This window comes from Pseudoalteromonas sp. S8-8, assembly GCF_000497875.1.
Classification (GTDB): Bacteria; Pseudomonadota; Gammaproteobacteria; order Enterobacterales; family Alteromonadaceae; genus Pseudoalteromonas; species Pseudoalteromonas arctica.
Map to the genome: position 1 here is coordinate 1 of NZ_AUTR01000020.1, position 26,994 is coordinate 26,994.

Genomic DNA, 26,994 nt, shown 5'->3' on the forward strand with positions numbered 1-26,994 from the left:
GATATATTCGCCACTCCTGACTCTTTATCTACATTTCAGAAACATATCCCTCTTGAGTGGATTTCTAATGTGCTCGAGCAGACCGATAAAGCAAGTATTCGCAAACGTAAGTTACCTGCTGAGCTTGTCGTCTGGCTTATCATTGCAATGGGTCTTTTTCGCGACCGCTCTATTAGTGACGTTGTTGAGAAGTTAGATTTAACACTCACTGATACCCTGGGCGATACGGTTGCTCCAAGTGCTATTCCTCAAGCGAGACAGCGCCTGAGTAGCGACCCCCTCCAAGCCTTATTTCACCTATGTGCAGCCCGTTGGACACAAGAAGAAGATGCTGATGATACGTGGTATGGACTCCGGTTATTTTCTGTTGATGGAACGCAATTTCGTGCACCTGATACACCTGCTCTTGCTGAGCACTTTCACTATATTAAGCACAGTAAAAACCGTCATACAGAATATCCTATTGTACGCCTATGCGCCTTAAGCTCCTTGCGTAGCCGGTTGATACACCACGTTGCCTTCGGGCCCAGTTATCAAGGTGAGGTGAACTACGCAAAGCAGTTATTTGGTCATGTAAGTGATAACAGTCTAACTATTTTTGACCGATGTTATCTCAGCGCTGAGCTACTGATTAATTGGCGTAAGCAACACCCACAGTCGCACTGGATGGTCCCGATTAAAAGCAACACGCAATACACCGTCATTGAATCTTACTCTGAGCATGACTTCAAAGTAGAGATGAGTGTATCTGCGCATGCCAGAAAACAAGACCCTTCGCTTCCTGAGTGCTGGCAGGCCAGACTGGTTCTTTATCCTGAGCCAATGGGGCCTGGAAAAATAAAAGGTCTGCTGTGCTCTTTGGATGATAAACAGGCTTTTGGTGCACAGGCCATTCTTGATGTCTATTTCGAGCGCTGGGAAATTGAAAATAGCTATGGAGAAATAAAACACCAGATGCTTGAGGATAGTATTCTTTTGCGTAGTCAGACTGTGGATGGAGTCAATCAAGAGCTATGGGGTATATTGCTAGCCTACAATTTAATTCGAGTAGAGATAAGTCGAATAGCCAAAGAGGCTAAAGTCTCCCCGCTGAGAATTAGTTTTGTCATGGCTTTGCGGGATATACAGGATGAAATACTCTGGTGTGCCATCGCTTCGCCAGGTTCAATTCCAAAGAAATTAAGGGCAATGCGAGAACGAGTGAAACGTTATATTCTTCCAGAAAAAAGAAAACGGCCCAAAAGTAGGACCGTTCGAATTTCAAAAACTCGGTACACCATTAAGTCAAAGCATGCTTAACTGAATGGTGTTAACTCGAAAGTGGCTTAAGTTTAGAATTTTAAAAGCTTAGCTTTATTCTGGTACAAAGCTTAATGCTTTATCCATTACCGATAAATCAGCTTGCTTACCATGACCACTTTCAGAGAGGTGGCGTCTAAAACCGCGTGCACCAGGCTGCCCCTGAAAAATACCGAGCATGTGACGTGCAATATGCCAAAAATTAGCACCCAAACGCATTTCTTCTTCAATGTAGCTGTACATTGAGCGCACTACGTCGTGGCGTGATTGTGTGTTTGCAGCATCACCATAAATTTTCTCATCAACGTCATTGAGCATAAATGGGTTACTGTAAGCTTCACGCCCAATCATTACACCATCGATATGTTGTAGATGTTCTAGGCTCTGCTCAATTGTTTTAACGCCGCCATTTAGGCTTAAGTCTAGCTGCGGATAATCTTTTTTAAGTTGATAAACACGTGGGTAATCAAGCGGTGGGACTTCACGATTTTCTTTCGGGCTTAAACCATTGAGCCATGCTTTACGAGCATGAATAATAAAATCATCACACCCTACTTTATGAGACGCTTCAATAAGCGCACATAAAAACTCATACGAATCTTGCTCATCAATACCAATACGCGTTTTAACAGTTACAGGAATACTTACTTCGCTTTTCATTGCTGCAACACACTCAGCAACTAATTGAGGCTCAGCCATTAAGCATGCGCCAAATCGACCATTTTGAACTCTGTCTGACGGGCAACCTACATTTAAATTTATTTCGTCATAGCCACGCTCACCTGCCAGTTTTGCACATTGCGCAAGCGCTTTAGGATCAGAGCCACCAAGTTGCAGTGCAACTGGGCCTTCGTGTTTATTAAAATGTAAGTAGTCGCCTCGACCAAATAAAATAGCCCCTGTGGTTATCATTTCAGTATAAAGCACAGTATGTTTAGTCATTTTGCGATGAAAAGTACGACAATGGCGATCAGTCCAATCAAGCATTGGTGCCACAGAAAAGCGTCTATCCAAAGTACATTTATTCAAAGCAAACCTCAGGGTATTAAAGTTATTAAGCACAGCTTAAAAGGCGCTGCATTTTACACAAAAGCCTGGCAGGCATCAATGTTAAGAGAACACCTGCAAGCCAAAATAATGGGCTATGCCATTTAAAATATTAGTAACGGCAACCGAGCTTAAAATAAGCCCCATAATTCTACTTATTATACTTGCGCCACTGTCACCAATTAATTTATGTACATGCGTTGCAAGTAGTAACAAAACCAGTACAACTGCTAATACAGCAAGCATCATTGAAGACGTTAGTAACTGCTCAACCCAGGTATACTCTTCATTACGAGTCATTAATACGGCGCCTAACATAGCGCCAGGGCTCGCGATAGACGGAATCGCAAGCGGAAAAATAGCGGTTTCAGTGCTGTCGCGTACACTTTTAATTTCGGCTTCTGGTTTACTTTCACCAAATATCATTGAAAGTGCAAAAATAAGTAATATGATACCGCCGGCTATTTGAAAAGCCGAAAGTGGAATTTCAATTGCGTTAAGTAATTGCTCACCTGCGAGTACAAAAAATAAGAGCACTAATGCAGATACACCTACCGCTTTAAATATAACTTTACGTTTAAATTTCTCATCATCACCACGTGTGACTGCAATAAATACAGGTACAGTGCCAATGGGGTCAATAACCGCAAAAAAGAAAATAAATATAGCCAATAGTTCGTGCATTACTGGGTTTCCTAGGTAAAAAGCGCTTAATAAAAACGCTGCAACTACAACACAGTATGTTAGTATATCACGGTAGCATAAGGATAAGAGTAATGATGAATATAGAATCACTCGTAAGTAAAGCAAAACAAGTTTGTGACAACCGTGGTGCGCGTTTTACGCCTATCCGCGAGAAAGTATTTCGTCTATTAGCCAGTGCACAAGGTGGTGTTGGTGCATACGATTTGCTTGAGCAATTAAAAGTAACTGAAACAGGTGCTAAACCTGCAACTATTTATCGTGCATTAGACTTTTTAGCTGAACTAGGTTTTATTCATAAAATTGAAAGCACAAATGCATTTATGCTGTGCCATCATTTTGATCATATTCACCCGGTACAATTATTAATTTGCGATACATGTGGCTTTGTTAAAGAATTACACTCGAGTGTAATTTCGCATGAGCTTAATAATCTAGCTGCCGAAGGTGGCTTTGTCGTATCAGGGCAAACAATAGAAGCACATGGTAAATGTGAATCTTGCAGAGCATCATAATCCTTCAAAGTTATCCTTAGTGACTATACTCAAACTATATAGTCATTTCACAGAACAAATTTAAGAGTAGCCACTATGAATGTAGAATTCATCAATCCTTTTTTATCTTCTTTAATTAATGTTTTAAGCACTATGGCTCAAACTCAATTGAAGCCGGGTAAACCTCGCATTAAAACTGATGAGATAGCCTGTGGTGATGTATCAGGTTTGATTGGTATGGTTGGCCCGCAAACGCGTGGATCATTTTCAATTACATTTGATGAAGGATTAGCATTAACCATCATGGAGCGTATGCTTGGCGAACGCCCTGATACCATAGATGAAGAAGTTACCGATATGGTTGGCGAAATAACCAACATGGTAACTGGTGGTGCTAAAAATTTACTTGGCGAGAAAGGTTTCGACTTTGATATGGCAACGCCTATTGTGGTATCGGGTAAAGGTCATACAATTACTCATAAAAGCCAAGGTAAAAAAATCATCATGCCATTTAGTTGTGATGCTGGTAATGCAAACATTGAAGTTAGCTTCGATAAACTATGAGTTGGCAGCAAAAGCAAATTACATTAAAACCTCGCCCGCGAGGTTTTCATATAATTGATGACGAAATATTATCTCAACTTCCTGAACTGGCGAGTTACAAAATAGGCTTGTTACATTTATTTATTCAGCATACCTCAGCGAGCCTTACCATAAACGAGAATGCAGATCCCACTGTTCGTATGGACATGGAAAGCCATTTCAATAAATTCGTTCCTGAGCGTCAACCTTACTACCGCCACGATTATGAAGGTGACGACGACATGCCTGCACACATAAAAACCAGTACGTTAGGCTGCGAGCTAAGTATTCCTATTTCAAATGGTTATTTAGCGTTAGGTACATGGCAAGGCATTTATTTAGGTGAACATCGTGATTCTGGTGGCTCTAGACGAGTTATAGCAACTATTCAAGGGGAGCTATTTTAATAAAAGCTCTCGGTTTCAAAGTATTAACTCTTCCTACCTCACTCATATCTCATAACTTCAAAGTACGACACCTTTCTTGTAGGCGCAGAGCTCGCGCGAAGCGATAGCTTCTAACAACCAAAGCTTCAATGCTGAATATTGCACATAGAATAAAGTAGATAAGAGAGATTTTAAATTATAATTTTATTTATGATTTTTAATGCAGAAAATTTTGAAAGGATATAAAAAGATTGGAGCGGTACACGAGGCTCGAACTCGTGACCTCGACCTTGGCAAGGTCGCGCTCTACCAACTGAGCTAGTACCGCATTATATTTTCATTCAACACTACAATTTCTTTTGGTTAGAAATTGGAGCGGTACACGAGGCTCGAACTCGTGACCTCGACCTTGGCAAGGTCGCGCTCTACCAACTGAGCTAGTACCGCATTTTTCAGTTATTTTATTGATGCGCAATAAATTGCGTTCAACATCCTAGCAACTGAGCTAGCTTTTATTCACTTCAATTTCTTTTGGTTAGAAATTGGAGCGGTACACGAGGCTCGAACTCGTGACCTCGACCTTGGCAAGGTCGCGCTCTACCAACTGAGCTAGTACCGCATTTTTTATTTCTTCAGTTATTTTACGTTGGTGCGCGACAGGTCGCGTTCAACATTCTAGCAACTGAGCTAGTACCGCATTTATTGATGGTAATTCAATCACTCAAACACACTAACCCCGCGTGGGTTATCGTCTTGAGCGGGGCAGGATTCTACAATAATACAGTCTGTTTGCAAGTGTTTTTTACAAATTAAAGAAATTTTCTCTATAGACTTTTAATTCCATAATCGAATCTTTAATGTCATCCAAAGCAAGGTGTGAGCCTTTTTTGTTCACTTTTACAAGCACTTCTGGTTTCCAGCGACGTGCTAATTCTTTAATAGTACTCACATCAAGATTTCTGTAATGAAAGAAGTCTTCAAGCTCGCGCATATATTTATTCATAAAGCGGCGGTCTTGACCAATTGAATTACCACACATTGGCGAAGTGCCTGCTGGTACCCACTGCTTTAAAAACGCTAAAGTTTGCTCCACAGCATAGGCTTCATCAAAGGTACTTGCTTTGCAGCGCGCTGTTAAACCCGACTTACCATGTTGAGTAGTACACCACTCGTCCATGCCATTTAGTAATTCATCACTTTGATGAATAGCTATAGTTGGCCCTTCGGCTAATATATTCAGGTCTGCGTCAGTGACAACCGTCGCAATTTCGAGTATTTTATCGGTCTCTGGTTCGAGCCCTGTCATTTCAAGATCGAGCCAAATTAAATTTGATTTATTAATAGTCATAATTACCTAAGCGGTGCTTTCCTTTAGATCCAACGCATTTCGATATATCATATTAGCATCAACCGTCGAGCTAAAGCTTTTTTTAGGAAAAGCGACATTTAACTAAGGTTATAGGCCTCCAGTGGCAAAACAAAAAAAATTAAGTAAAGGCCAATCGCGTCAGATCAAGGCCAATCACCAAAAGCGCATTAATAGCGCAGACTCAAGACCGGCTAAAAAAGGGGCGCAAGAATGGCAAACCGATAACTTAGGTCAGGTCGAGAGCGCAATTGTGATCAGTCGTTTTGGCCAACACGCCGATGTCGAAACTGAAAATGGCGATGTACTCCGCTGTAATATACGCCGTACTGTGTCTAATTTAGTATGTGGTGATGAAGTATTATTTCGCCGTGCCAAAGTAAGTGAGGGTGATTTAGCCGGTGTAATTGAAGCCACGCAAGAGCGTCGCTCGCAACTTACCCGCCCTGACTTTTACGACGGTGTTAAAGTTATTGCAGCCAACATTGACCAAATACTCATGGTATCGGCGGTATTACCCGAATTTACACCCAGTATTATCGACCGTTATTTAATAGCCTGTGAAGATATGGGCATTGAGCCAATTTTAGTGCTCAATAAAACCGATTTAATTGACGAAGCAGGCCTTAACGAAATACAAAAAGTTCTCGATATCTATCGTAAACTTGATTACCAAGTACTTCTTGTTAGTAATATATCAGGCGATGGTATTAATAAATTAAAAGAAGTACTTGTTGATAAAAATAATATTTTTGTTGGCCAAAGTGGTGTGGGCAAATCAACCCTCGTTAATACTGTATTGCCTAACGCTGAAATATTAACTAAAGAAGTATCTGAAAACAGCGGCTTAGGCCAGCACACAACAACTGTTTCACGCCTTCACCACTTACCAAGTGGCGGTAACCTAATCGACTCGCCAGGTATTCGTGAGTTTGGTTTGTGGCATTTAGATGTTGAGCGTGTAACGTGGTGTTTTAAAGAATTTAGAGAATTTATAGGCGGATGCCGCTTTAGAGACTGTAAACATTTAAACGACCCGGGTTGCATCGTTAAAGAAGCAGTAGCCGATGGAAGAATTTCTCAATTGCGCTTTGACAGCTACCACCGAATTTTAGAAACAATGGCCGATGGCCGTGCAGGCGCCCGTGCGCCTCGCGTATAATTTAGGAAAAATACTGTGAGTTTAGACAAATTTAAAATCGCAATGCAGTACGCAATGCCAAAACATTTTATTTCACGCGTAGTCGGAAAATTAGCTGCTGCAAAAGCGGGTGCTTTAACAACTACTTTAATTAAACTATTTATTAAGCAATATAAAGTAGATATGAGCGAAGCCCAATACCCAGATCCGGCTCATTATAAAAGCTTTAATGAATTTTTTACTCGCCCTTTAAAAGACGGCATGCGCCCAATGGTAGAAGATAGCAATATCATCATTCATCCAGTGGATGGCGCAATCAGCCAGCTAGGCGATATTGTTGACGGACAGCTAATACAAGCTAAAGGTCACGATTACAGCTTACAAGCGCTACTAGGCGGCTCACAAGATGATACAACACCATTTTTAGGCGGTAAGTTTGCCACTATTTATTTAGCGCCTAAAGATTACCACCGTATTCATATGCCAATTGATGGCACACTAAGCAAAATGATTTACGTGCCAGGTGATTTATTTTCAGTAAACCCACTTACAGCGCAAAACGTGCCTAACTTGTTTGCACGTAACGAACGGGTAGTAGCAATTTTTGAAACTGAGATTGGTCCGCTTGCTATGGTACTTGTTGGTGCAACAATTGTAGCCAGTATAGAAACTATTTGGGCAGGTACTGTCACGCCACCAGCAGGTAGTGATGTATTTATTTGGAAATACCCAACCACTGGCGATAACGCTATCACGCTTAAAAAGGGTGAAGAGATGGGTCGCTTTAAATTAGGCTCTACTGTGGTACTTGCATGGGGTGCTGATAAAGCTGAAATATTGGACGATCAACTACCTGAAGTGGTTACTCGCTTAGGTACTGCGTTTGCAAAAATTAACGACTAAAATAAATCGTTAATTCGAAATTAAAAAAACCGCGTTTAATTAACGCGGTTTTTTATTTTTGAAGGGGTAAAGCCTGCACACGCGTAAAGCGCCGCTTTTAATATTTATAACTGATAACTATTAATTGGCTTCTCTAAAGCGAAGCGCCCTCTTAACCTCTTTGTGAATAAATCACTTAAGATCTTATTGCACTAAGAGAAGCAAAAGAGATGTAAATGAGAAGACATCTGGCATAGAAATTACGAGCTTTGCTCGTCACGCCAGCAAGCTGTGCGTATACAAATTTGGTGTAAGAATTTTGATGTACTGTAGGCGTGAAGCTTGCTCACGCGAAAAGCGCAGCTTTTAATTCTTTAACGCCACATGTAATAACAGGCACAAGCCCCTCAAAAACCTATTTACCACACTCTTTACACTCTGAATCTTTAATCACTTTAAAGTGCTGCTGCTTTAAAGTAAGTGCATCAAACGTTATAAATACACATCCCTCTGCATGCCCCATTAATAAGTTGAGCGTAAGTTGCGCCTGCATAGAGCCAATTACACCCAGTAGCGGGCTAATCACTCCTGCGTTACTGCAATTGATAACTGGTGTAGCTTCGCTTTGTGGAAAAACACAGCCATAACATGGGCTATCACTTTGCCTAAAATCAAAGCCCATTAACTGCCCTTTAGTTGCCAATGCAGCACCAGAAATTAACGGTGTTTTATTAGCAATACAATAACGATTAACGCAATAGCGAGTGCTAAAGTTATCAGAGCAATCAAGTACGATGTCAGCACCTTTTAAAATGTTAACTGCATTATTCTCATCTAACTTTTGGCAATGCGTTACTATGTCTATTTGATTATTCAGGCTCGCTAATACTTTACCCGCTGCAGCGACCTTGTTTTGCCCTAAGTGGTTTATTTTATAAAGCACTTGGCGCTGTAAGTTTGAAAGCTCAACTTCGTCATCGTCAATTAAAATAAGCGTTCCAATGCCCGCCGCAGCTAAATACAAAAGTGCTGGGCTACCTAAACCACCAGCCCCCACTACTGCAACCGTTGAGGATTTAAGTGCTAACTGCCCTTCAAGCCCAACTTCTTCAAGCAACAAATGGCGGCTATAACGAAGGGTTTCTTTTTCGCTTAGCTCATTCACGTTTACCAGCCTTGTTAGTATTAATTTGCACTGCTTATGGCTACTTGCAGAGCACTTATAGCCTCTACGTAATTATCAGCCTCGGTAATCGCACGCACTACGGCAACACTGCCTACGCCGGTTTTCGCTACCTGCTCAGCACGGCTTAAGTCAATACCGCCTATTGCCACTGTTGGATAGCTTTGCATAAGCGGTACAAATTTAATCAGCTTTTCAAGACCTTGTATTTGCCCTGTCATATCTTTTGTTGTGGTTGGGTAAATAGCACCAAATGCCATATAACTAGGGCGATAATTATGCGCACGCAGCATTTCATAAAAGCCATGAGTAGAAAGCCCAAGCCTTAGCCCAGCGTCTTTAATAGCGGCTAAACTAGCAATGTCTAAATCCTCTTGCCCTAAATGCACACCATACGCACTATGCTTAATAGCTAGCTGCCAGTAATCGTTTATAAATACCTGTGCGTTGTATTGCTTGCCCAGCTCAACAGCTTGCTTAATGAGCTCATTCAGCTCGTCTTGCGTTTTATTTTTAACGCGTAACTGCGCTGTTTTAATGCCTTGTTGTAGACACTTTTCTAACCAATCGGTGCTATCAACAACCGCATATAAGCCCAGCGATTTACTTTCACAAGGTGCAAAATCAGCAGCCATATTAAAATCAAGCGGCACATCAAAATCTAGTTCATCGCCCAGCCAGCTACCTGGCTCAATTACTTGTGGGTAGTCAGCTAAATTAGTGGGAAACGAGGTCTGAGCAACCGGTCCAATCCCCTCGCCGTATCGAACAGACTGTTTTAGCCCTTGGTTTATATATGCCTTAGCTAAAATAAAGGCATCTTTTAATGGGTAGTCTTTAGCTAAACACGCAGCAATTACCGAAGCCATGCTACACCCGGTGCCGTGGTTATGCGGTGTTTGTATTTTTTGATTGCCTAACCAATATTCTTCACCACTTTGCGTATTACTATCAATACAATAATCAATGCAGTAGCCACTTGGGTAATCCCAATGTCCGCCTTTAATAACAACGGCTTTTGCGCCCCAGCTTAATAGCTTATTAGCCGCTTCTTTTATTGCAGCCGGGCCAATTAAATACACACCGGTTAATAACTGTGTTTCGTGTGTATTTGGAGTTATTACATCCACCAGCGGCAGTAAACATTCTTTTATTGCGCTTACCGTGTCTTCTTCTGTTAGTAAGTCACCGCTTGAGGCAATAGCGACAGGGTCATATACAATAACGGGGGGCACAGGCCACTTAGCTTTATAGTGACTTATATGTTCGCTGATCAACTGAATTTGCTGCACATTGGCTAACATGCCAATTTTTATCACTTTGGCTTTCATGTCTTTTTCAAGTGCAAGTAACTGCGATTCAATAATATCGGTAGACACTGCATTAATAGCCTCTACACCTAAACTATTTTGTGCAGTAAGCGCCGTAATTGCCGTGCAGCCATGTACACCAAAACTTTGCATTGCTTTTATATCAGCTTGAATACCGGCACCGCCGCCAGAATCAGAACCGGCAATTGTCCATACTACGTTATTCATATTCTTTCCTTCACTGCTGATGCCAAAATGGCATACCCATTGTTGGGGTTGATGGGGCTGCAACGTCTTTTTCCGGCATCGCTTTTGCTTTGTATGCAAAGCGCCCCGCTTCAACTGCGGCTTTAAATGCGCGGCTCATAGTAATTGGGCAACCCGCCCCTGCAATGGCTGAATTTAATAATACCGCATCATACCCCATTTCGAGTGCTTGGCAGGCATGCGATGGCAAACCTAAACCGGCATCTACTATTAATGTGGTATTGGGTAAGCGCTCTCGAATAGTTTTTAAATTATAGCTATTTAACAATCCCTTACCGGTGCCTATTGGTGCCCCCCATGGCATAAGTACCTCACACCCAAGTTCATTTAAGCGCTGGCAAAGTACTAAGTCATCGGTGCAATAAGGCAATACTTTAAAGCCATCATTAATTAATATTTTTGTGGCTTCAAGTAGCGCAAAAGGGTCTGGCTGTAAATTGTAATCATCGCCAATCAGCTCTAGCTTAATCCAGTCGGTGGCAAATACCTCTCGGCACATTTTTGCAAGCGTTATAGCTTCTTTAACGCTGTGGCACCCTGCGGTATTAGGGAGTATTTTTAAGCCTGTATTTTTTATTAACTGCCAAAAGTCATCACCGGCTGCTGCACTTTGTTGGCGCCTAAGCGACACGGTTACAATTTCAGCCCCAGAGGCGACTATCGATTGGGTCATAATGTCGGGCGACGGATAAAGCGCAGAGCCGATTAATAAGCGGCTATTTATTTGCTCTCCATAAATAGTTAAACAGTCTTTAGTTTGCATGAGCTTTATCCACCTTGAATGGGTGACAGCAACTCAACACTGTCGCCTTCATTAAGTACATAGTTACTGTGCCGACTTTGTGGAATAAATTCGCCATTAACAGCCACAGCAAAAGGCGCGACTGCACCAAAACTTTGAAGTACCTCAACGAGTGCTTTGCTATTAACATTAAGTAGCTCGCCATTAATTGTAATATTCATTCTACTCTCACTCTATTCGTGAAACTGCTTGCGCCACTAATGCCGGCGCCAACATATAACCATGTCGATACAAACCGTTAATGCTAATTACATTACCAACTTGTGATACTTCTGGGCGGTTATCGCTAAATGCGGGGCGTAATCCGGTTTGAATACTAAGTAGTCGTGCTTCGGCAAACCCGCTGTGTACGGTATAAGCCGCTGAAAGTAACTCAAGAGTTGAGCGCACTGTTGCGGCACCATTGTCTTGTGACTCTATTTCGGTCGCACCAATTACATATTCACTGTTAGGTTTAGGCGCTATATAAATTGGATAACGCGGGTGCATTAAGCGCACGGGCCTGATTAAACTTACCTCTGGTGCGTATAACCTTGCTACTTCGCCGCGCACACCTCTAAGCGGTTTATCATCTTGAGTATTTTTAGCACCAAGCCCACGGCAATCAATAATGTAATCGAATGGTCGATTGTTTATTTTATTGTCGCTAATGGTTACGCGCTGATTAAATACAAATTTTACTTTGCGTTTGTTGAGCTGTGCAAAGCTGGCTTTATAAAATGCTTGGTTATCTATTTGCCCTTCACAAGGTAAAAATAAGCCTTGGTTAAAACGCCCAGCAAGTTCAGGTTCAAGCATTGTAATTTGTTGGGCATTTATATGCTCGGCAGTGTGATCAGCTAGCGGTTTTATACGCTGTGCAAAGCTTTGTAAATCGCCTTTGTCCTGCTGATGCGCAATGACCAAAGTGCCTTGCTGCTGAAAAAAAACCTCACTTTCAAGTTCTGCAATAATGCTGGGCCAGCGCTTCATTGAATCAAGACCCATTAAAGCTAAATCAGCCTCACATAACACCGACTCAGCAAGCGGGGCAAGCATTGCTGCAGCGACTTTACCGGCGCTATTTTGAGTATGTTCGTCGTCGGCTTCAAACACAGTAACATGGTGCAACTTACTTAGCTCAAGGGCAGCTAAGCGCCCTGCTAAACCAAAACCCACCACAGCAATGTTATAAAACATAAAACCTCCAAAGCAGTTATTAGTAGGTGCGAATTTACTTCGCACTTCTTCTATTATTTAAAGAAGCGAGGCACAAAGCCTCACCTACGTTTGTATCTAGCTTCTAGCAATAATTGTTTTATACCGCTTTGTGATAAATCTCTGAGCCTGTTTGCTTAAACTCTTCCGATTTAGCTTTCATTTCGGCTTCTACATCAACCATTTTTATTTCAATAGCGTCGCCAGCGTTATTAGGATCAATACCGCGTGTTTCTAAATCTTTAGCGTAATCGCGTACTTCTTGGCTAATTTTCATCGAACAAAATTTAGGACCACACATAGAACAAAAGTGAGCAACTTTACCTGATTCTTGCGGAAGGGTTTCGTCGTGATACTCGCGAGCTCGGTCTGGATCTAAACCAATATTAAATTGGTCATGCCATCTAAACTCAAAACGTGCTTTTGATAAGGCGTTATCGCGCTCTTGCGCGCCTGGGTGACCTTTTGCTAAATCGGCGGCATGCGCTGCAATTTTGTAGGTAATTAAGCCTTCTTTAACATCTTCTTTATTTGGCAGACCTAAATGCTCTTTAGGTGTTACATAACAAAGCATTGCACAACCGTACCATGCTATTTGAGCCGCCCCAATACCAGAAGTAATATGGTCATACCCTGGTGCAATATCGGTCGTTAGCGGGCCTAAAGTATAAAAAGGTGCTTCGTCGCAATGCTTTAATTGCTCATCCATATTGGCTTTAATCATGTGCATTGGCACATGTCCAGGACCTTCAATAAATACTTGTACGTCGTGCTTCCACGCAATTTTAGTCAGTTCACCTAATGTGCGCAGCTCACTAAACTGTGCTTCATCGTTGGCGTCAGCAATCGAACCAGGGCGAAGTCCATCACCGAGTGAAAAACACACATCGTATTGTTTTAAAATTTCGCAAATGTCTTCAAAGTGCGTGTATAAAAAGTTTTCTTTATGATGCGCTAAACACCACTTAGCCATAATTGAGCCACCGCGCGACACAATACCGGTTACACGTTTAGCCGTCATTGGTACGTAACGAAGCAGTACACCGGCATGAATAGTAAAGTAATCAACACCCTGCTCGGCTTGTTCAATAAGCGTATCGCGGAAAATCTCCCACGTTAAATCCTCAGCCACACCATTTACTTTTTCAAGCGCTTGATAAATCGGTACTGTGCCAATAGGTACAGGCGAGTTACGTACAACCCATTCACGCGTTTCGTGAATGTAACGTCCCGTTGATAAGTCCATCACGGTGTCTGCGCCCCAGCGGGTAGACCACACCATTTTTTCTACTTCTTCTTCAATAGATGAGCTAACCGATGAATTACCAATATTGGCATTAACTTTTACTAAAAAGTTACGGCCTACAATCATAGGTTCTGTTTCTGGATGGTTTATATTATTTGGTAAAATAGCGCGACCACGGGCTATTTCATCGCGTACAAATTCTGGGGTAATAAATTCAGGAATACTCGCGCCAAACGACTCGCCTTTATGCTGCGCTGCTAATAATTCTTTACGAATTTCTGCACGTCCCATATTTTCGCGAACGGCTACGTATTCCATTTCAGGAGTAATAATCCCTTGGCGTGCGTAGTGCATTTGCGTTACGTTTTTACCAGCGACACCACGGCGAATTTTTGGAAGGTGATCAAAGCGAATATGATCCAGCCCTTCATCTGCCATGCGTTGCTGCGAGAACTGCGACGTCACTGATTCTAAAACCTCGGTGTCGCCACGGCTTTCAATCCATTGTTCACGAAATTTTGGTAAGCCTTTGCGTACATCAAGTTCAAAATTAGGATCGGTATACGGGCCCGACGTATCGTAAACACGTAGCGGATCGTTTGACTCATAAACAGGGTTTTCATCTGTGCCACCAATAAACGTATCACTTAATGTGATTTCACGCATACCAACACGCACACCAGGTTGAGTACCTTCAACGTATACTTTATGAGAGTTTGGGAACGGTTGACCCGTTAAGTTATAAATATATTCAGACGCGGCAGCACGAGTTTCTCGGCGTGACGCTTTATTTGTAGTATTTGACATGACTTGCCTCATTGCTTAAGGGTTGTCTTGTCAGATATTCCGAGGAATAGAGAAAGATCGTAAAGTAGCGTACATGCTACTTTGCAGCCTAAAAAATAAATCACTTTATTGTGCGCATAAAAAAAGACGCACAAGCGTCCCATTTTAGGCAGCTTGTTCCCTACGCAGGTATTAACCTGATCAGGTTCACGGATCCCGCTTTCGCGATCTCAGCCAAAAACTAATTACTTAGCTTTGGCACTCCGACAAGTATTGATATATAAATTCTTTTCGTTAATTTGAAGTTGTTATCCATCAAATCTGCGATGAGTGTACGTCAGTTAAAAACTGCCCGCAAGGGGCTGTTTTTCAAAAACTTAAAATTATTTAGGAATAAACACAAATGTTTGCTCGCCTTGCATGACTAATTGCTGGTCTTGCATTTTAAGCTCGGCACCTTGCTTTAAGGCTTGCAATAACTGCTGCTCAAACTCATCAAGCTCTTCGCCGCACGACTTGCGCGTCATTCCTAATTTACTTACGGTAAGGTTACTTTCTTCAAGCGAGCCCTCACCAAAAAATTTGTTACAGCCAGCAAAACCGTTTACTTGCAGCGCTTCAATAAAGCTCATTGATGCATTAAACGAAGGTGGAATTGCTAAACCATCAACACGTGATAATTGCCATTGGGTGTATTTAAGCTGCTCACTGGTAACCGTCCCTGTTGATGCGCAACCAACACATAAACCGACTATAAGCATCGGTATTGCTGCTAATTTCATGTTACTACTAACTAATTGTCTAATTAATGTAATTGTAACAATATTTATGCCCTTTATCCGTTAAAAATGCATGTTTTAAATGTAAATTTTTGTTCTATGATAGTTCAAAAGTTATGCGATTAAGTACTAAGTTGTAGTTTTGAACACGTTATCTATTTGCTCTGGTAAAAACGGTCTACCTTTTTCATTAACAGACGTTCCTATAACCAGTGCATTGAGCATTACTTTTTCATCGCTTTTGCGTATAACCGTTTGCTTAAACGCAAATTTTAAACGACTAATACGCTGCGGCTCCACAGCCACATAAAATTCATCACCTGGTAATAGTGAATGTTTATAGTCCATTTCGCTGCGCATCACGACTAGGTTAATTTTATCTTTCGCTAATTGAGCAAAATCAATACCGTGTGCGTACAAAAATTCATGGCGAGCATGCTCTAAATAATTAAAATAAACACTGTTATTTACGATACCTTGTAAGTCACATTCGTAATCACGTACTTTGAAGTCAACTTTAAAGGTCATATTAGTAATCCTGATTATTTAACGTATAATTGCCGCGTTTATAGCACATGTGTTTAAATAATTGCTACCATACGAGTCCCTAAAATGGAGTTAAGTAACCCAATGAACTTACGTTTGTCTTTAATTACTGCCGCACTTTTACCGCTGCTTGGTGCACCAATTGCAGCTAACGCTGATGATAGCGACCTAGAAAGAATTGTTGTAACCGGCGATTTTCAGCGCGAAAGCATTCAAACTTTAAGCGCGAGTGCGAGCTTATTCAGCGAAGATGAAATTAATCAACGTGGTGCAAGTTACTTAGACGAAATGTTAGGCAGTGCCGCCAATGTAAATTTTGCATCTGGTGCGTCGCGTGGTCGTTACATCCAAATTCGTGGCGTGGGACTTCGCTCACAATTTGTAGACCCTATTAACCCATCTGTAGGCTTAGTTATTGATGGTATTAACTATTCTGGTCTTGGTGGCAGCTCATTATTATTTGATATAGACCAAGTAGAAATTTATCGTGGCCCACAAGGTACACGCTTTGGCGCAGATGGTATGGCCGGTATGATCCAAATGGGTTCAGCTAAAGCCACGAGCGATCCAAGTTTAAAATTACAAGTAGGTGCTGGCACATACAACACCCGCGAAGCAGGCATTGCAGCAAGCACAGGCTTAACAGATGACACTAGCGCACGCGTTAGCTACTTTCGCAGAAAGTCAGACGGTTACGTAGATAACTTGTACTTAAATGACGAAACACAAAATCAAGACGAACAAGTAGCCCGCTTTAAAATAAACAGTCAGCTTACAAAGCATTTAAATACTGAGTTAAACCTTCACTATATTGACATAAACAATGGTTACGATGCGTTTACGCTTGATAACAGCCGCAATAGTGTTGCCGATGAACCAGGCCAAGATAATCAAGAAAGCTACGCTATAGGTGTCAAGAATACTTACACGGGTTTTGACGCTTTTGATGTAAATCTAAACCTGTCGGCTATTGATACCGAATTACTTTACAGCTTTGACGAAGACTGGGTATGTAACGATACAAGTGAGCCAAAGTTATGTGCTGCTGGCTTACATCCAGATGGATACAGCTCAACCGATCTTTACAGCCGCGATCGCGACGATCAGTCTGTAGATTTACAGTTTAATTCTAAAACGGGTAACTGGGTTGCGGGTATTTATTACCAAAACCGTGACGTTGATTTAGAGCGCCAATACACATGGTTAGCAAGCCCATTTTCTTCAACTTACGAAACGAGTAACGTTGCAGTATATGGTCAAGTAGCGACTCCAATTGGCCCTAAAACAACATTAATTACTGGTTTACGTGTAGAGCAATACCAAGGTGACTACACCGATAGCAATGGCTTTATAGAAGATACTGACGATGTAATGGTTGGCGGTAAAATTGCGCTAGAGTATCAGGTAATTGATCGTACGATGATCTACACCAGCATTACGCGTGGCTACAAAGCTGGCGGTATTAACTCAGAAGCGCTTGCTAAAGCCAAAGATGAAGGCTTAAACCTAAGCGCTGATTTTTTCCAGCAACACACCAGTTTCGACCCTGAATATTTATGGAGTGGCGAGTTTGGTGTTAAAGGCTCATCGCTTGATGACAAATTTACGCTTCGCTTAGCTGCATTTTACATGCACCGCGACGATATTCAGTTAAAAGCATGGCAAGTAGAAGGTCAGCAATTTACCGGTTATGTTGATAACGCAAGTTCTGGTAGCAACTACGGATTAGAAGTTGAAGGTAGTTACCAACTAACTGATAATCTATTTTTAACGGGTAGTGCTGGTTACTTAAACACTGAAATAGATGACTTTGTAACGCAGTCTGGCTTAAACCAAGACGGTCGTGAGCAAGCACAGTCACCTAAATACCAGTATGCATTTACTGCACGTTACAACTTTACTAATGCATTTTACGGCATGGTTGGTATTGAAGGTAAGGACGATTACTACTTCTCAGATAGTCACAATTCACAAGCACCAAGCAGCAACTTAGTTAATTTAAGCTTTGGCTACGAAGCAGACATGTGGGCAGTTCGCGCATGGGCTCGTAACGTGTTTGACGAAACAGTCCCTACACGTGGCTTTGAGTTTGGTAACGATCCACAAGATGGTTACGCAACGCATACCTACACACAATTAGGTGAGCCTCGCGTAGCAGGTGTTACGTTTACGCTTAATCTGTAAAACACAGCCGTTGGCTTTCAAATGAAAGCTTTCTGCAAGCAAATAAAAACACCGCGTTTAATTTAAACGCGGTGTTTTTATTTGTAGGTGAGGTTTTATACCTCGCTTTTTATAAAGTTAAATTACATGAGCGCGAAATAAATTCGCACCTACAGATTTAGCGTATATTGTTGGGTTTGATGTTTATTGTAGGTGAGGTTTTATACCTCGCTTATTTATAAAGTTAAATTACACGAGCGCGAAATAAATTCGCACCTACAGGTTTAGCGTATGTTGTTGGGTTTGATGTTTATTGTAGGTGAGGTTTTATACCTCGCTTTTTTATAAAGTTAAATTACACGAGCGCGAAATAAATTCGCACCTACAGGTTTGGCGTATGTTGTTGGGGTTGATGTTTATTGTAGGTGAGGTTTTATACCTCGCTTTTTATAAAGTTAAATTACATGAGCGCGAAATAAATTCGCACCTACAGGCTAAGCATCACGCTCTTTGAACATCAAAAGCTATTACGTCTTTAATTTTCTCTTTATTTGTTGCGAGCATTACCAACCTATCAATCCCCAAAGCCACCCCTGCGCATTGTGGTAATCCATGTTCTAGCGCTTTAATTAAACGTGTATCCATTGGTACTTGCTTTAAACCGTTGTTAGCGCGGTATGTGTTATCTTCATTAAAACGTTTAGCTTGCTCACTGGCATTTGTGAGTTCGTTAAAGCCGTTAGCCAATTCCATATTTTTGTAATAAAGCTCAAAGCGCCCTGCTACGCGTGCATCATGTTCACAAATTTGTGCAAGTGCCGCTTGAGAAGCTGGAAAATGATAAACAAAACACGGTTTTTCTTGTCCTATTGTTGGCTCCACTTTCATACAAAATAATAATTGCAGTAAGGTATCTTTATGCGTTTCATTTTGGGCTATATCAGCAAACCCCTGCTTACACGCTAGTTGCTTTAATTGCTCTATGCTTGCTGTTAACGGATCGAGGCCGAGTGCTTTTTCAAACGCTTGCTGGTAGGTAAGTCTAGTTGCAGGCTCGACGCCTAAAACAAGTTGCATTAACTCATCCATTTCATCCATAAGTGCAAATTCATCAAAGCCTGGGCGATACCATTCCAGCATAGTAAATTCAGGATTATGATGGCTACCCGCTTCTTCATTTCTAAATGCCTTACAAAGCTGAAAAATAGCGCCTGAGCCTGCTGCTAACAAGCGTTTCATGGCAAACTCTGGAGATGTTTGTAAAAACAGAGGAAGCCCACCAGCATGCCCTGGACCTACAAATTTGGTATTAAAACTAGCTAAGTGCACATCGGTTACACTGGCAGCACTTAAGCTTGGCGTTTCTACTTCTAAAACATCACGTACATAAAAAAATTCACGGATGCTACGTAATATCGATGCGCGTTGTTTTAGTGTTTCAATGCTTGCGCTTGGGGCCCAAAGATCTGCTGACATATTTTCTCCAAAAAAAATCCCAGCGTAAGCTGGGATTTTATAAACAATGTTAAAGCTTACTTAACACGGCTTACGTATTCACCGTTACGAGTGTCTACTTTAATTACTTCGCCAATTTGTACGAATAATGGAACTCGTACCACAGCGCCTGTGCTAAGCGTTGCTGGTTTACCACCAGTACCCGCTGTATCGCCTTTAAGGCCAGGATCTGTTTCAGTGATCTCAAGCTCAACAAAGTTAGGTGGTGTAACAGCAATAGGGCTGCCGTTCCATAATGTAATTGTGCATAAATCATTTTCAACTAACCATTTTACTGAATCGCCTAATGCTTTTTCGTCAGCAGCAATTTGCTCAAATGTTTCGTTGTTCATGAAATGCCAAAATTCGCCGTCTGTGTATAGATACGCTAAATCAGTATCCATTACATCAGCACCTTCAACTGATTCACCCGATTTAAAGGTTTTTTCAAGCACCTTACCAGAGATAAGTTTACGGATACGAACACGGTTAAACGCCTGGCCTTTACCAGGTTTTACCATTTCATTTTCTAAGATACTGCAAGGCTCGCCGTCCATCATAATTTTTAGGCCGCCCTTGAACTCGTTGGTGCTATAATTCGCCATCGTTTCCTCTATTTATATTTTTTCGAGTAATCTACATGCCAATGATACAAAGAAATGAAGCAAATTTGCATAAAAACTGGCAAAAAGAATTAGCAAATGTAGTTACCTGCCCAAAAACCTTGCTTGAAATGGTCGGTTTATCGAGCCAAGTCCATGAAAACGACCTAAAAGCCCGTAGTTTATTTCCGGTACGCGTGCCTATCCCTTTTATAAAAAAAATACGCAAAGGCGATCCAAACGATCCTCTTTTGCTACAAGTTATGCCACGCCATCAAGAATTTTTGACTAAATCGGGTTTTAATAAAGATCCCCTACTTGAGCAAGATAACGACCAACCAGGCCTTTTACATAAGTATAAATCACGTGTTTTGGTGATGTTTAAAACCGGCTGTGCTGTCAATTGTCGTTACTGCTTTAGAAGGCATTTTCCGTATCAAGAAAATCAGCTCAATAAAAAAAGCCTGCTAGAAACACTGAGCTATATAAAATCAGATTGCAATATAAACGAAGTGATTTTAAGTGGTGGCGATCCACTTATGGCCAAAGACGACGCAATAAGCTGGTTTTTAGATGAGCTTGAGCAATTACCACAAATTAAACGAATGCGAATTCATAGCCGTTTGCCAGTAGTTATACCTGCGCGAGTTACCGATGAGTTATGTGAGAGATTAGCAAAGTCGCCATTAAAAATTATTTTTATTAATCACATAAACCACGCCAACGAAATAGATGCTGATTTTAAAGCTGCCATGCAAAAGCTTAAACAAGCAAACGTAACGCTTCTAAACCAAGCTGTAATTTTAAAAGATGTGAACGATACGGTTGATGCGCAAATAAATTTAAGCGAAGCGTTATTTGACGCAGACGTATTGCCGTATTATTTGTATTTGCTAGATAAAGTTGAAGGGGCGAGCCACTTTGATATTAATGAAGCGCAAGCAATTGAAATAATGGCAGAGCTATTAAAAGCTCTGCCTGGATTTTTAGTGCCTAAATTAGTAAGAGAGATCGGTGGTCAAAAAAGCAAAACACCTATCGATCTTAAGCTAATTTAAAACAGCATTTAAACGTATATATTTACGTTGTTACCCAATGATGCTGTTACCGATTTAGCCGGTGTTTGCGCACTTGACGATTGTGCAGCACCTTCAATAAGTGCAAGAGCCGCCGCGCCATCTGCTAACTGCTGCTTTTTAGATAAAGCAGCGCTGTAAAGCTCACTGCCTTGGCCTGAGCCAGAAACAGCGGGTAAACTTGTGCCTGATATATTCATATAACAAACCTGACTTTTAAATGTAATCCAAGTATTATGTCGGCAATGCAGTGCAAAGCTTTAGGAAAACCATGGATTCTATTATTGAACAACTCAATGCCAACTTAAAAATTGTTTATCGTCAGGCACTTGATGCTGACAAAAAACTCGACGAGCTTCAACAGCAAGGTCACGGTAAGTTTAAAGCCTTATTTACTGCCGATTCAGGCTTTAGCTTTGAAGCTAAACGTTTTAAGCCTTACGTACTCGACGTAGCCGCTGATGTTGAAAGCTTATCTAACGATGGTTTTGAAGAAGAAAAACTGAAAACAACCGTTATTAAGTTACAACAAATACTCACGTTGTTAGCTACCTTTAAGTAATACCAATCAGCTTAAAAATAAAAATGCCGCTATTTAGCGGCATTTTTATTTTCAGTTAATCTAAACTTGGTAATATTTGTTCACCAAACCACTCTGTTAGTAAGCGTTTTTCGTAATAAAATGATTCGTCGCGGCCCATTTTAATTTTATCCATAAAGCCCATATCTTTAAGCTCCACATCAGTATCTTTACTTAGCACTGTACCGTCGTTATCGGTTAACGAATAATTTAACTTAATGCGTGGAAAGTAAATTGGTTTTACTACACGAATTTCGTCCATACCGCCATAACGCACATCACCTGCTAAATCTAAATCTGTAAACTCTACGTTTAATTTATAATCTTTTGGCAATTGCTCGGCTAGTTTAGCCATATGCTTTTCGAAACTTGCTGCCACACTTTTGTGATATGAGCTCTTTGTTTGGTTTGACGCTCGCACATCACGATAATCATTAAAGTCATGCCATTTAACAACAGACTCACCAGCATGGGCAAGCGCAGGTAATGCGATACACATTGTTGTTGCTATTTTTTTAACTAAATTCATATCTTTCTCCAAAGAGGTAGACCAATCACAAAAGTGTAGATTGGAGTAAACCTAGCATTAGCTATTACTAGACTCATTTTAGCACTTGTTTATTAACTATAACTTAATCTTACGTATAAAGTGTTACTTGTACTGAGTAAAATGTAATCAAAAGTGATTAATTTACCGTTATTAAAAAAAGATGTTATTTAAACTATAGAAATTACAGATAAAGCATGTAAATCACCTCTATTTATGGTGAAATTAACTCAATTGATAAAAGGTACCCACGGAGCTTTCATGACTATTTTAGTAACCGGTGGCGCTGGCTATATTGGCTCGCACACTGTTTTAGAACTTTTACAGCAAGGTAACGATGTTGTTGTTATTGATAATTTAAGTAACTCATCACAAGAATCACTTGCGCGCGTAAAGAATATTACAGGCAAAGAGGCCACTTTTTACCAAGGCGATATTCTCGATAAACCCTTTTTAGATTCAGTATTTGCAAAACACACGGTTGATAGTGTTATACATTTTGCGGGCTTAAAATCAGTAGGCGAGTCGGTTGCAAAGCCCATTGAGTACTATCAAAACAATGTACAAGGTACGCTTACGCTTGTTGATGCAATGCGCGATGCTGGTGTATTTAAATTAGTATTTAGCTCGTCAGCCACAGTATACGGCGACCCTGCAAGCTTACCAATTAAAGAAGACTTTCCTGTAGGCGGTACTACTAACCCGTACGGCACATCTAAGCTGATGGTTGAGATGATGCTACAAGATATCGCCAAATCAGATGAGCGCTTTGCGTTTGCTATTTTGCGTTACTTTAACCCAGTGGGTGCACATGAGTCGGGCTTAATTGGTGAAGATCCTAATGGTATTCCAAACAACCTTTTACCGTTTATCGCACAAGTAGCGGTAGGTAAATTAAAGCAACTCGCTGTATTTGGTGATGACTACGACACAGTTGATGGCACAGGTGTACGCGACTATATACACGTTGTAGATTTAGCTATTGGTCATTTAAAAGCGCTTGATAAAATTGCCAGCAGTACGGGTGCATTAGTTTATAACCTAGGTACTGGTAATGGTTACTCTGTACTACAAATGGTTAATGCATTTATTAAAGCAAGCGATCAAGCTGTACCTTATCAGGTTTCACCTCGCCGCCCGGGTGATATTGCAGCGTGTTATGCAGCGCCAGAAAAAGCACTTAATGAACTTGGCTGGGAAGCAGTGCGCGGTATTGATGAAATGATGCAAGATACCTGGCGCTGGCAGTCAAATAACCCTAACGGTTATAAGGGTTAAGTAAAACAAGCTTTGCGCTTACAATAAGTGCGCGGCATCAAGCCGCGCATACCGAGTATTTTAAACACCGAATTCAATTTTATGGCTGCGTCGTAGGCGTAGAGCTTACTCACGCGAAAAGCGCAGCTTTTAATTACTTATATCTAATATCCAATATTTAATATTTAATATTTAATAACGAGTATCTTCGTTATGTCTGCGCCCACTGTCTTAGCAAGTTATGATAAACCCCTGTTAATTGAATAATCTCTGGGCTATCTTCTACTTTGCTGCGCAAACTTTGAATCGACATATCTAAATCAAAGAGTAAACCACGTTTTTCGTCGCTGTTTACCATGCTCTGTAACCAAAAGAATGAGGCTAATCTGCGCCCACTTGTTACTGGCATTACACGATGTAAACTCGTTGAAGGGTACAACACCATACTGCCTGCTGGCAGCTTTACGCTGTGTGAGCCATAAGTGTCTTCAATAACAAGTTCACCGCCCTCATAGTCTTCGGGGTCATTAATAAATAACGTCATTGATACATCTGTACGAATTTTTACTGGCGTACCCGGCACTTGTCTAATCGCATTATCTACATGCACTCCAAACGATTGCCCACCTTGATAACAGTTAAAAAGCGGAGGAAAAATTTTTGCGGGGAGCGCTGCCGACATAAACAAATTACTACGCGCAAGTGCTGCCATAATAATGTCGCCAAGCTCTTGGCATTCAGGGCTATTTTCAGGTAGCTGTAAGTTATTTTTTGCTTTGGTTGATTGATGCCCTGCGGTAATACTGCCATCGGCCCACTGCGCTTTAAGCAAAACCTCATGACAATACGCCACTTCTTCTTTCGTTAGTAGCTCTGGAATTTTAACTAGCATGTGCGCCCTCTCACATTTTCATCAAATAATTAAGGGCAGAGTTAACTCTGCCCTTTTATGCCGTACTTATTTTACTCTTAGAAAGAGTAGCTCGCTGTTAAGCTAAACTTACGACCATCACCTGGTACAAAGTGTCCACCACCTAACTGATCAACGTAATCTTTATCACCTAAGTTTTCACCATTAAACTGCAGGCTCAAATCTTTTGATATGTCATACGCAACCATCAGGTCAAAAATAGTATAACCTGGCGCACGAGAGCGTGTTGACGTAGTCCCGTTATAACGCTCACCTACATATTGCGCACCTAAACCAAACGATAATTTATCCGACATATCGTACGTAGTCCAAACACTTGCGCTATTTTTAGGCGTACGAGCAAGCTCGTTACCAATTTGAGTTGCGTCGTCGCCTAATGCTTCAGTTACTTCGCTATCTTGGTAAGTGTATGAAGCAATCACAGTCCACTCTTTAGTAATTAGGCCCGTTGCTGAAAGCTCTAAACCTTGAACGCGCTGCTCACCACCGAGTATTTCGTCACTTGAGCTATCTACAAATGGGTCATCAGTACGGGCATTGGTTTTTTCAGTACGGAAAAGTGCAGCATTAGTTTGCAGGCGGCCATCCATTAGGCTCCATTTAGTTCCTAATTCATAACTGCGGCTTTCTTCTGCGTCTAAATCAGCTGCATTTGAACGCGTAGATACCGTTAGACTTTCCGCTGATGGATTGAATGAATTACCTGCGCCAAAATATACACTGCCATTTTCTGTAGGTTTATAAACTACAGCTGCATTCCAGCTAAATAAATCGTCACTTGTAGAAATTAAAGCGCTTGGATCATTGTAATCGTTGTGATAATCCGTAGTGAAGCTATCAAAGCGAATTCCGCCTGTAACTTCCCATTGCTTGTTAAGCGTCACTGTATCAAATGCATAAATAGCTTGGTTTTTAGCTTTAGCTTCAATGCTTGTACCGTCACGGCCGTACACACCCGTAAATGCAATTGTTGCATCAGGGTTGTATAAGTCGTTGCGTATTCCATCTTCAATTAGGTTATCAGGCGTAGTTGCAACAAAGTTATGGCGTGTAAACGTTTCGTTTGCAAGTTCAACACCCACTACTACGTCGTGAGTAAAGCCAGCAAACTCATAGTTACCAATTAAATCAACTTGAAGTGCAGCAAGTGAATTTTCAGTATCACGTGTTTTTTCATCTGCAAAGGTAATATCAGTGTCTGTTGTAACCGAGAAATAACGCGGTGCAGTTGTTACTGATTCACGTTTTACTTTACCTAAACGACCTTGAACACGTAACGTAGTATTTTGAGAAAAATCATACTCATAACGAGCTGTTGTTGAGTAGGCTTCAATATCTTCGTAATCACGATAAATATTACCGTAAAAGTTATCAAAATCGACAGGAGAAGGTGAGCGCGCGCTATCTGCAAGTTCAGCTACAGGCGTATCGCTGTAAACCCACGGAATGCCGTAATCTGGTAAATTATCTTGGCGTTGATACTCTAGGTTTAAATCAAAACGGCTGTTTGTACCAAGCCCTGTTGCAAATGCAAACGCAACAGCATTTGTTTCGTTTTCAACATGGTCACGACCTGCAACATCACCTTTATCAGTAAGAAGGTTTATACGTAGTGCGCTTGTGTCGTTTACTTGAATGTTAGTATCAAAACGACCACGGTAATCGTTTTCTGTGCCTAAACGTAGCGAAACGTCGTTAAAGCTGTCTAACTTCGCCTTTTTACTTTCTAAATTAACACTACCACCTGTTGCGCCACGACCAGAAACTGCTGAGCCAGGGCCTTTTGCAACTTCAACGGCTTCAATGTTGTAAATATCGCGTGTGTAACCTGCAACATCACGAATACCATCTACAAAAATATCATTTGTAGCACTAAAACCACGAATCGACATGCTATCGCCAGTAGGTGAGCCCCCCTCACCTGCTGCTAAAGAAATACCTGAAACATTACGCAAAGCATCACGTAGGCTATCTACGTTTCTGTCTTTCATTACCGCTTGGTTAATTACCGTTACAGTTTTAGCTGTATCGAGTAGCGGTTGAGTGTATTTATGCGACGTTGATTTTTCAACAACATAGCTAGACTCAGTTTTAGTTTCTGCTTTAGTTACCGATAGTTCTTGGACATCCTGTGCACTTGCCCAAGTTGAAAGCGTTGCCGTAACAACCGCTGCAATTGGCTTTATGTAGGCATTCCCTTTATTCGATGGCTTACTCATGGTTACTCCGTAGTTTTTATTAAGCACTTAACTATTGTTAATTTAAGGTACATATTTAATTTCGGCGAAATCCTACCACTCAAACAACGCAATGTAAACGATAACTGTTA

Annotated in this window: 27 protein-coding genes, 3 tRNA genes and 1 riboswitch; of the genes, 10 read left to right on the forward strand and 20 right to left on the reverse strand. The window is 41.2% G+C overall.

The genetic code is table 11. The annotated features are described in order from the left end of the window. Positions 1–3 precede the first annotated feature (3 nt). Complete coding sequence (locus L659_RS0104845) at positions 4–1,299, forward strand: IS4 family transposase (protein ID WP_032826755.1); 1,296 nt, start codon at positions 4–6, stop codon at positions 1,297–1,299. A gap of 54 nt (positions 1,300–1,353) precedes the next feature. Here L659_RS0104845 and dusA read toward each other — a convergent pair whose 3' ends face one another. Together dusA and L659_RS0104855 are read right to left on the reverse strand one after the other, a co-directional pair. Further along, positions 1,354–2,286 carry a tRNA dihydrouridine(20/20a) synthase DusA gene (gene dusA, locus L659_RS0104850; protein ID WP_024589770.1) on the reverse strand — a complete coding sequence of 311 codons (933 nt, stop codon included), beginning with the start codon at positions 2,284–2,286 and terminating at the stop codon, positions 1,354–1,356. Between the two features lie 123 nt (positions 2,287–2,409). Then, positions 2,410–3,030 carry a MarC family protein gene (locus tag L659_RS0104855; protein WP_024589771.1) on the reverse strand — a complete coding sequence of 207 codons (621 nt, stop codon included), beginning with the start codon at positions 3,028–3,030 and terminating at the stop codon, positions 2,410–2,412. Between the two features lie 95 nt (positions 3,031–3,125). Between L659_RS0104855 and L659_RS0104860 the strand changes: the two genes are divergently transcribed. From L659_RS0104860 to L659_RS0104870, 3 genes are all read left to right on the forward strand, one after another. Then, a complete protein-coding gene (locus L659_RS0104860; RefSeq protein ID WP_007580267.1) occupies positions 3,126–3,563 on the forward strand; it encodes a transcriptional repressor in 438 nt (145 codons plus the stop codon). A 75-nt stretch (positions 3,564–3,638) separates the two neighbouring features. After that, on the forward strand, positions 3,639–4,106 hold the full coding sequence (locus tag L659_RS0104865) for a chemotaxis protein CheX (RefSeq protein ID WP_007580265.1): 468 nt from the start codon (positions 3,639–3,641) through the stop codon (positions 4,104–4,106). Next, positions 4,103–4,531, forward strand: a complete 429-nt coding sequence (locus tag L659_RS0104870; RefSeq protein ID WP_024589772.1) for a secondary thiamine-phosphate synthase enzyme YjbQ — start codon at positions 4,103–4,105, stop codon at positions 4,529–4,531. Before L659_RS0104865 ends, L659_RS0104870 begins: the two co-directional genes overlap by 4 nt. A 231-nt stretch (positions 4,532–4,762) precedes the next feature. Here the strand turns inward: L659_RS0104870 and L659_RS0104875 are convergent. The 4 genes from L659_RS0104875 to orn all read right to left on the reverse strand — a co-directional run bounded on the left by L659_RS0104875 (position 4,763) and on the right by orn (position 5,858). After that, positions 4,763–4,838, reverse strand: a tRNA-Gly gene (locus L659_RS0104875). A gap of 43 nt (positions 4,839–4,881) precedes the next feature. Next, positions 4,882–4,957: transfer RNA gene (locus L659_RS0104880), tRNA-Gly, on the reverse strand. 96 nt (positions 4,958–5,053) lie between these two features. Next, positions 5,054–5,129 (reverse strand) — tRNA-Gly (locus L659_RS0104885). Positions 5,130–5,312: 183 nt separating this feature from the next. Continuing rightward, positions 5,313–5,858 carry an oligoribonuclease gene (gene orn, locus L659_RS0104890; protein WP_024589773.1) on the reverse strand — a complete coding sequence of 182 codons (546 nt, stop codon included), beginning with the start codon at positions 5,856–5,858 and terminating at the stop codon, positions 5,313–5,315. A gap of 121 nt (positions 5,859–5,979) precedes the next feature. Between orn and rsgA the strand changes: the two genes are divergently transcribed. Then, on the forward strand, positions 5,980–7,038 hold the full coding sequence (gene rsgA, locus L659_RS0104895; RefSeq protein WP_024589774.1) for a small ribosomal subunit biogenesis GTPase RsgA: 1,059 nt from the start codon (positions 5,980–5,982) through the stop codon (positions 7,036–7,038). 15 nt (positions 7,039–7,053) lie between these two features. Beyond that, a complete protein-coding gene (asd, locus tag L659_RS0104900) occupies positions 7,054–7,920 on the forward strand; it encodes an archaetidylserine decarboxylase (RefSeq protein ID WP_024589775.1) in 867 nt (288 codons plus the stop codon). Between the two features lie 394 nt (positions 7,921–8,314). On the opposite strand, the gene L659_RS0104905 is transcribed toward asd, so the two are convergent. From L659_RS0104905 to L659_RS0104940, 8 genes are all read right to left on the reverse strand, one after another. Next, entirely contained in the window at positions 8,315–9,064 is a 750-nt protein-coding gene (locus tag L659_RS0104905; RefSeq protein ID WP_024589776.1) for a HesA/MoeB/ThiF family protein, read from the reverse strand. Between the two features lie 20 nt (positions 9,065–9,084). Continuing rightward, positions 9,085–10,620, reverse strand: a complete 1,536-nt coding sequence (thiE, locus tag L659_RS0104910) for a thiamine phosphate synthase (RefSeq protein ID WP_024589777.1) — start codon at positions 10,618–10,620, stop codon at positions 9,085–9,087. A gap of 10 nt (positions 10,621–10,630) precedes the next feature. Next, positions 10,631–11,422: a thiazole synthase gene (locus L659_RS0104915; RefSeq protein ID WP_024589778.1), complete on the reverse strand. Its 792-nt coding sequence runs from the start codon at positions 11,420–11,422 to the stop codon at positions 10,631–10,633. 5 nt (positions 11,423–11,427) lie between these two features. Continuing rightward, positions 11,428–11,622 carry a sulfur carrier protein ThiS gene (gene thiS / locus L659_RS0104920; protein ID WP_002960781.1) on the reverse strand — a complete coding sequence of 65 codons (195 nt, stop codon included), beginning with the start codon at positions 11,620–11,622 and terminating at the stop codon, positions 11,428–11,430. 7 nt (positions 11,623–11,629) lie between these two features. Further along, entirely contained in the window at positions 11,630–12,640 is a 1,011-nt protein-coding gene (locus L659_RS0104925) for an FAD-dependent oxidoreductase (RefSeq protein ID WP_024589779.1), read from the reverse strand. Positions 12,641–12,758: 118 nt separating this feature from the next. Next, complete coding sequence (thiC, locus tag L659_RS0104930) at positions 12,759–14,711, reverse strand: phosphomethylpyrimidine synthase ThiC (RefSeq protein WP_024589780.1); 1,953 nt, start codon at positions 14,709–14,711, stop codon at positions 12,759–12,761. 140 nt (positions 14,712–14,851) lie between these two features. Further along, a riboswitch (TPP riboswitch) is annotated at positions 14,852–14,966 on the reverse strand. 107 nt (positions 14,967–15,073) lie between these two features. After that, the gene (locus tag L659_RS0104935; RefSeq protein ID WP_032826923.1) at positions 15,074–15,472 is read right to left on the reverse strand and encodes an META domain-containing protein; all 399 of its coding nucleotides are present in this window, start codon (positions 15,470–15,472) and stop codon (positions 15,074–15,076) included. A gap of 126 nt (positions 15,473–15,598) precedes the next feature. After that, positions 15,599–15,997, reverse strand: a complete 399-nt coding sequence (locus L659_RS0104940; RefSeq protein ID WP_010555268.1) for an acyl-CoA thioesterase — start codon at positions 15,995–15,997, stop codon at positions 15,599–15,601. An 84-nt stretch (positions 15,998–16,081) separates the two neighbouring features. On the opposite strand from L659_RS0104940, the gene L659_RS0104945 reads away from it, so the two are divergent. Then, complete coding sequence (locus L659_RS0104945; RefSeq protein ID WP_196812462.1) at positions 16,082–18,199, forward strand: TonB-dependent receptor; 2,118 nt, start codon at positions 16,082–16,084, stop codon at positions 18,197–18,199. A gap of 480 nt (positions 18,200–18,679) precedes the next feature. Here the strand turns inward: L659_RS0104945 and epmA are convergent, their stop codons facing one another. Both epmA and efp read right to left on the reverse strand, forming a co-directional pair. Next, entirely contained in the window at positions 18,680–19,654 is a 975-nt protein-coding gene (epmA, locus tag L659_RS0104955; RefSeq protein WP_024589783.1) for an elongation factor P--(R)-beta-lysine ligase, read from the reverse strand. A gap of 56 nt (positions 19,655–19,710) precedes the next feature. Further along, on the reverse strand, positions 19,711–20,277 hold the full coding sequence (efp, locus tag L659_RS0104960; protein ID WP_010555265.1) for an elongation factor P: 567 nt from the start codon (positions 20,275–20,277) through the stop codon (positions 19,711–19,713). A 41-nt stretch (positions 20,278–20,318) separates the two neighbouring features. Between efp and epmB the strand changes: the two genes are divergently transcribed. After that, the gene (gene epmB / locus L659_RS0104965) at positions 20,319–21,332 is read left to right on the forward strand and encodes an EF-P beta-lysylation protein EpmB (RefSeq protein ID WP_024589784.1); all 1,014 of its coding nucleotides are present in this window, start codon (positions 20,319–20,321) and stop codon (positions 21,330–21,332) included. An 8-nt stretch (positions 21,333–21,340) separates the two neighbouring features. Here epmB and L659_RS0104970 read toward each other — a convergent pair whose 3' ends face one another. Beyond that, positions 21,341–21,550 (reverse strand): hypothetical protein, encoded by a 210-nt coding sequence (locus tag L659_RS0104970; protein WP_002960797.1) that lies wholly within the window; start codon positions 21,548–21,550, stop codon positions 21,341–21,343. Between the two features lie 71 nt (positions 21,551–21,621). Between L659_RS0104970 and L659_RS0104975 the strand changes: the two genes are divergently transcribed. Next, entirely contained in the window at positions 21,622–21,912 is a 291-nt protein-coding gene (locus L659_RS0104975; protein ID WP_007585044.1) for a hypothetical protein, read from the forward strand. Between the two features lie 55 nt (positions 21,913–21,967). On the opposite strand, the gene L659_RS0104980 is transcribed toward L659_RS0104975, so the two are convergent. Then, a complete protein-coding gene (locus L659_RS0104980) occupies positions 21,968–22,459 on the reverse strand; it encodes a DUF3016 domain-containing protein (RefSeq protein ID WP_010555263.1) in 492 nt (163 codons plus the stop codon). A 279-nt stretch (positions 22,460–22,738) separates the two neighbouring features. Between L659_RS0104980 and galE the strand changes: the two genes are divergently transcribed. Then, complete coding sequence (galE, locus tag L659_RS0104985) at positions 22,739–23,755, forward strand: UDP-glucose 4-epimerase GalE (RefSeq protein ID WP_024589785.1); 1,017 nt, start codon at positions 22,739–22,741, stop codon at positions 23,753–23,755. A gap of 190 nt (positions 23,756–23,945) precedes the next feature. Here galE and L659_RS0104990 read toward each other — a convergent pair whose 3' ends face one another. Together L659_RS0104990 and L659_RS0104995 are read right to left on the reverse strand one after the other, a co-directional pair. Continuing rightward, positions 23,946–24,626: a Fe2+-dependent dioxygenase gene (locus tag L659_RS0104990; protein WP_007585050.1), complete on the reverse strand. Its 681-nt coding sequence runs from the start codon at positions 24,624–24,626 to the stop codon at positions 23,946–23,948. A gap of 77 nt (positions 24,627–24,703) precedes the next feature. After that, positions 24,704–26,884, reverse strand: a complete 2,181-nt coding sequence (locus L659_RS0104995; protein WP_024589786.1) for a TonB-dependent receptor — start codon at positions 26,882–26,884, stop codon at positions 24,704–24,706. Positions 26,885–26,994 lie beyond the last annotated feature (110 nt).

Bases quoted from the DNA above. Each gene is read 5' to 3' on its own strand.
- efp (WP_010555265.1), bottom strand. From the start codon at position 20,277: ATGGCGAATTATAGCACCAACGAGTTCAAGGGCGGCCTAAAAATTATG.
- L659_RS0104975 (WP_007585044.1), top strand. From the start codon at position 21,622: ATGGATTCTATTATTGAACAACTCAATGCCAACTTAAAAATTGTTTAT.
- thiE (WP_024589777.1), bottom strand. From the start codon at position 10,620: ATGAATAACGTAGTATGGACAATTGCCGGTTCTGATTCTGGCGGCGGT.
- L659_RS0104940 (WP_010555268.1), bottom strand. From the start codon at position 15,997: ATGACCTTTAAAGTTGACTTCAAAGTACGTGATTACGAATGTGACTTA.
- thiC (WP_024589780.1), bottom strand. From the start codon at position 14,711: ATGTCAAATACTACAAATAAAGCGTCACGCCGAGAAACTCGTGCTGCC.
- L659_RS0104855 (WP_024589771.1), bottom strand. From the start codon at position 3,030: ATGCACGAACTATTGGCTATATTTATTTTCTTTTTTGCGGTTATTGAC.
- galE (WP_024589785.1), top strand. From the start codon at position 22,739: ATGACTATTTTAGTAACCGGTGGCGCTGGCTATATTGGCTCGCACACT.
- dusA (WP_024589770.1), bottom strand. From the start codon at position 2,286: ATGCTTGATTGGACTGATCGCCATTGTCGTACTTTTCATCGCAAAATG.
- L659_RS0104925 (WP_024589779.1), bottom strand. From the start codon at position 12,640: ATGTTTTATAACATTGCTGTGGTGGGTTTTGGTTTAGCAGGGCGCTTA.
- L659_RS0104860 (WP_007580267.1), top strand. From the start codon at position 3,126: ATGAATATAGAATCACTCGTAAGTAAAGCAAAACAAGTTTGTGACAAC.
- orn (WP_024589773.1), bottom strand. From the start codon at position 5,858: ATGACTATTAATAAATCAAATTTAATTTGGCTCGATCTTGAAATGACA.
- L659_RS0104970 (WP_002960797.1), bottom strand. From the start codon at position 21,550: ATGAATATATCAGGCACAAGTTTACCCGCTGTTTCTGGCTCAGGCCAA.
- L659_RS0104980 (WP_010555263.1), bottom strand. From the start codon at position 22,459: ATGAATTTAGTTAAAAAAATAGCAACAACAATGTGTATCGCATTACCT.
- epmA (WP_024589783.1), bottom strand. From the start codon at position 19,654: ATGTCAGCAGATCTTTGGGCCCCAAGCGCAAGCATTGAAACACTAAAA.
- L659_RS0104945 (WP_196812462.1), top strand. From the start codon at position 16,082: ATGGAGTTAAGTAACCCAATGAACTTACGTTTGTCTTTAATTACTGCC.
- L659_RS0104870 (WP_024589772.1), top strand. From the start codon at position 4,103: ATGAGTTGGCAGCAAAAGCAAATTACATTAAAACCTCGCCCGCGAGGT.
- L659_RS0104990 (WP_007585050.1), bottom strand. From the start codon at position 24,626: ATGCTAGTTAAAATTCCAGAGCTACTAACGAAAGAAGAAGTGGCGTAT.
- thiS (WP_002960781.1), bottom strand. From the start codon at position 11,622: ATGAATATTACAATTAATGGCGAGCTACTTAATGTTAATAGCAAAGCA.
- L659_RS0104915 (WP_024589778.1), bottom strand. From the start codon at position 11,422: ATGCAAACTAAAGACTGTTTAACTATTTATGGAGAGCAAATAAATAGC.
- L659_RS0104995 (WP_024589786.1), bottom strand. From the start codon at position 26,884: ATGAGTAAGCCATCGAATAAAGGGAATGCCTACATAAAGCCAATTGCA.
- epmB (WP_024589784.1), top strand. From the start codon at position 20,319: ATGATACAAAGAAATGAAGCAAATTTGCATAAAAACTGGCAAAAAGAA.
- L659_RS0104865 (WP_007580265.1), top strand. From the start codon at position 3,639: ATGAATGTAGAATTCATCAATCCTTTTTTATCTTCTTTAATTAATGTT.
- L659_RS0104935 (WP_032826923.1), bottom strand. From the start codon at position 15,472: ATGAAATTAGCAGCAATACCGATGCTTATAGTCGGTTTATGTGTTGGT.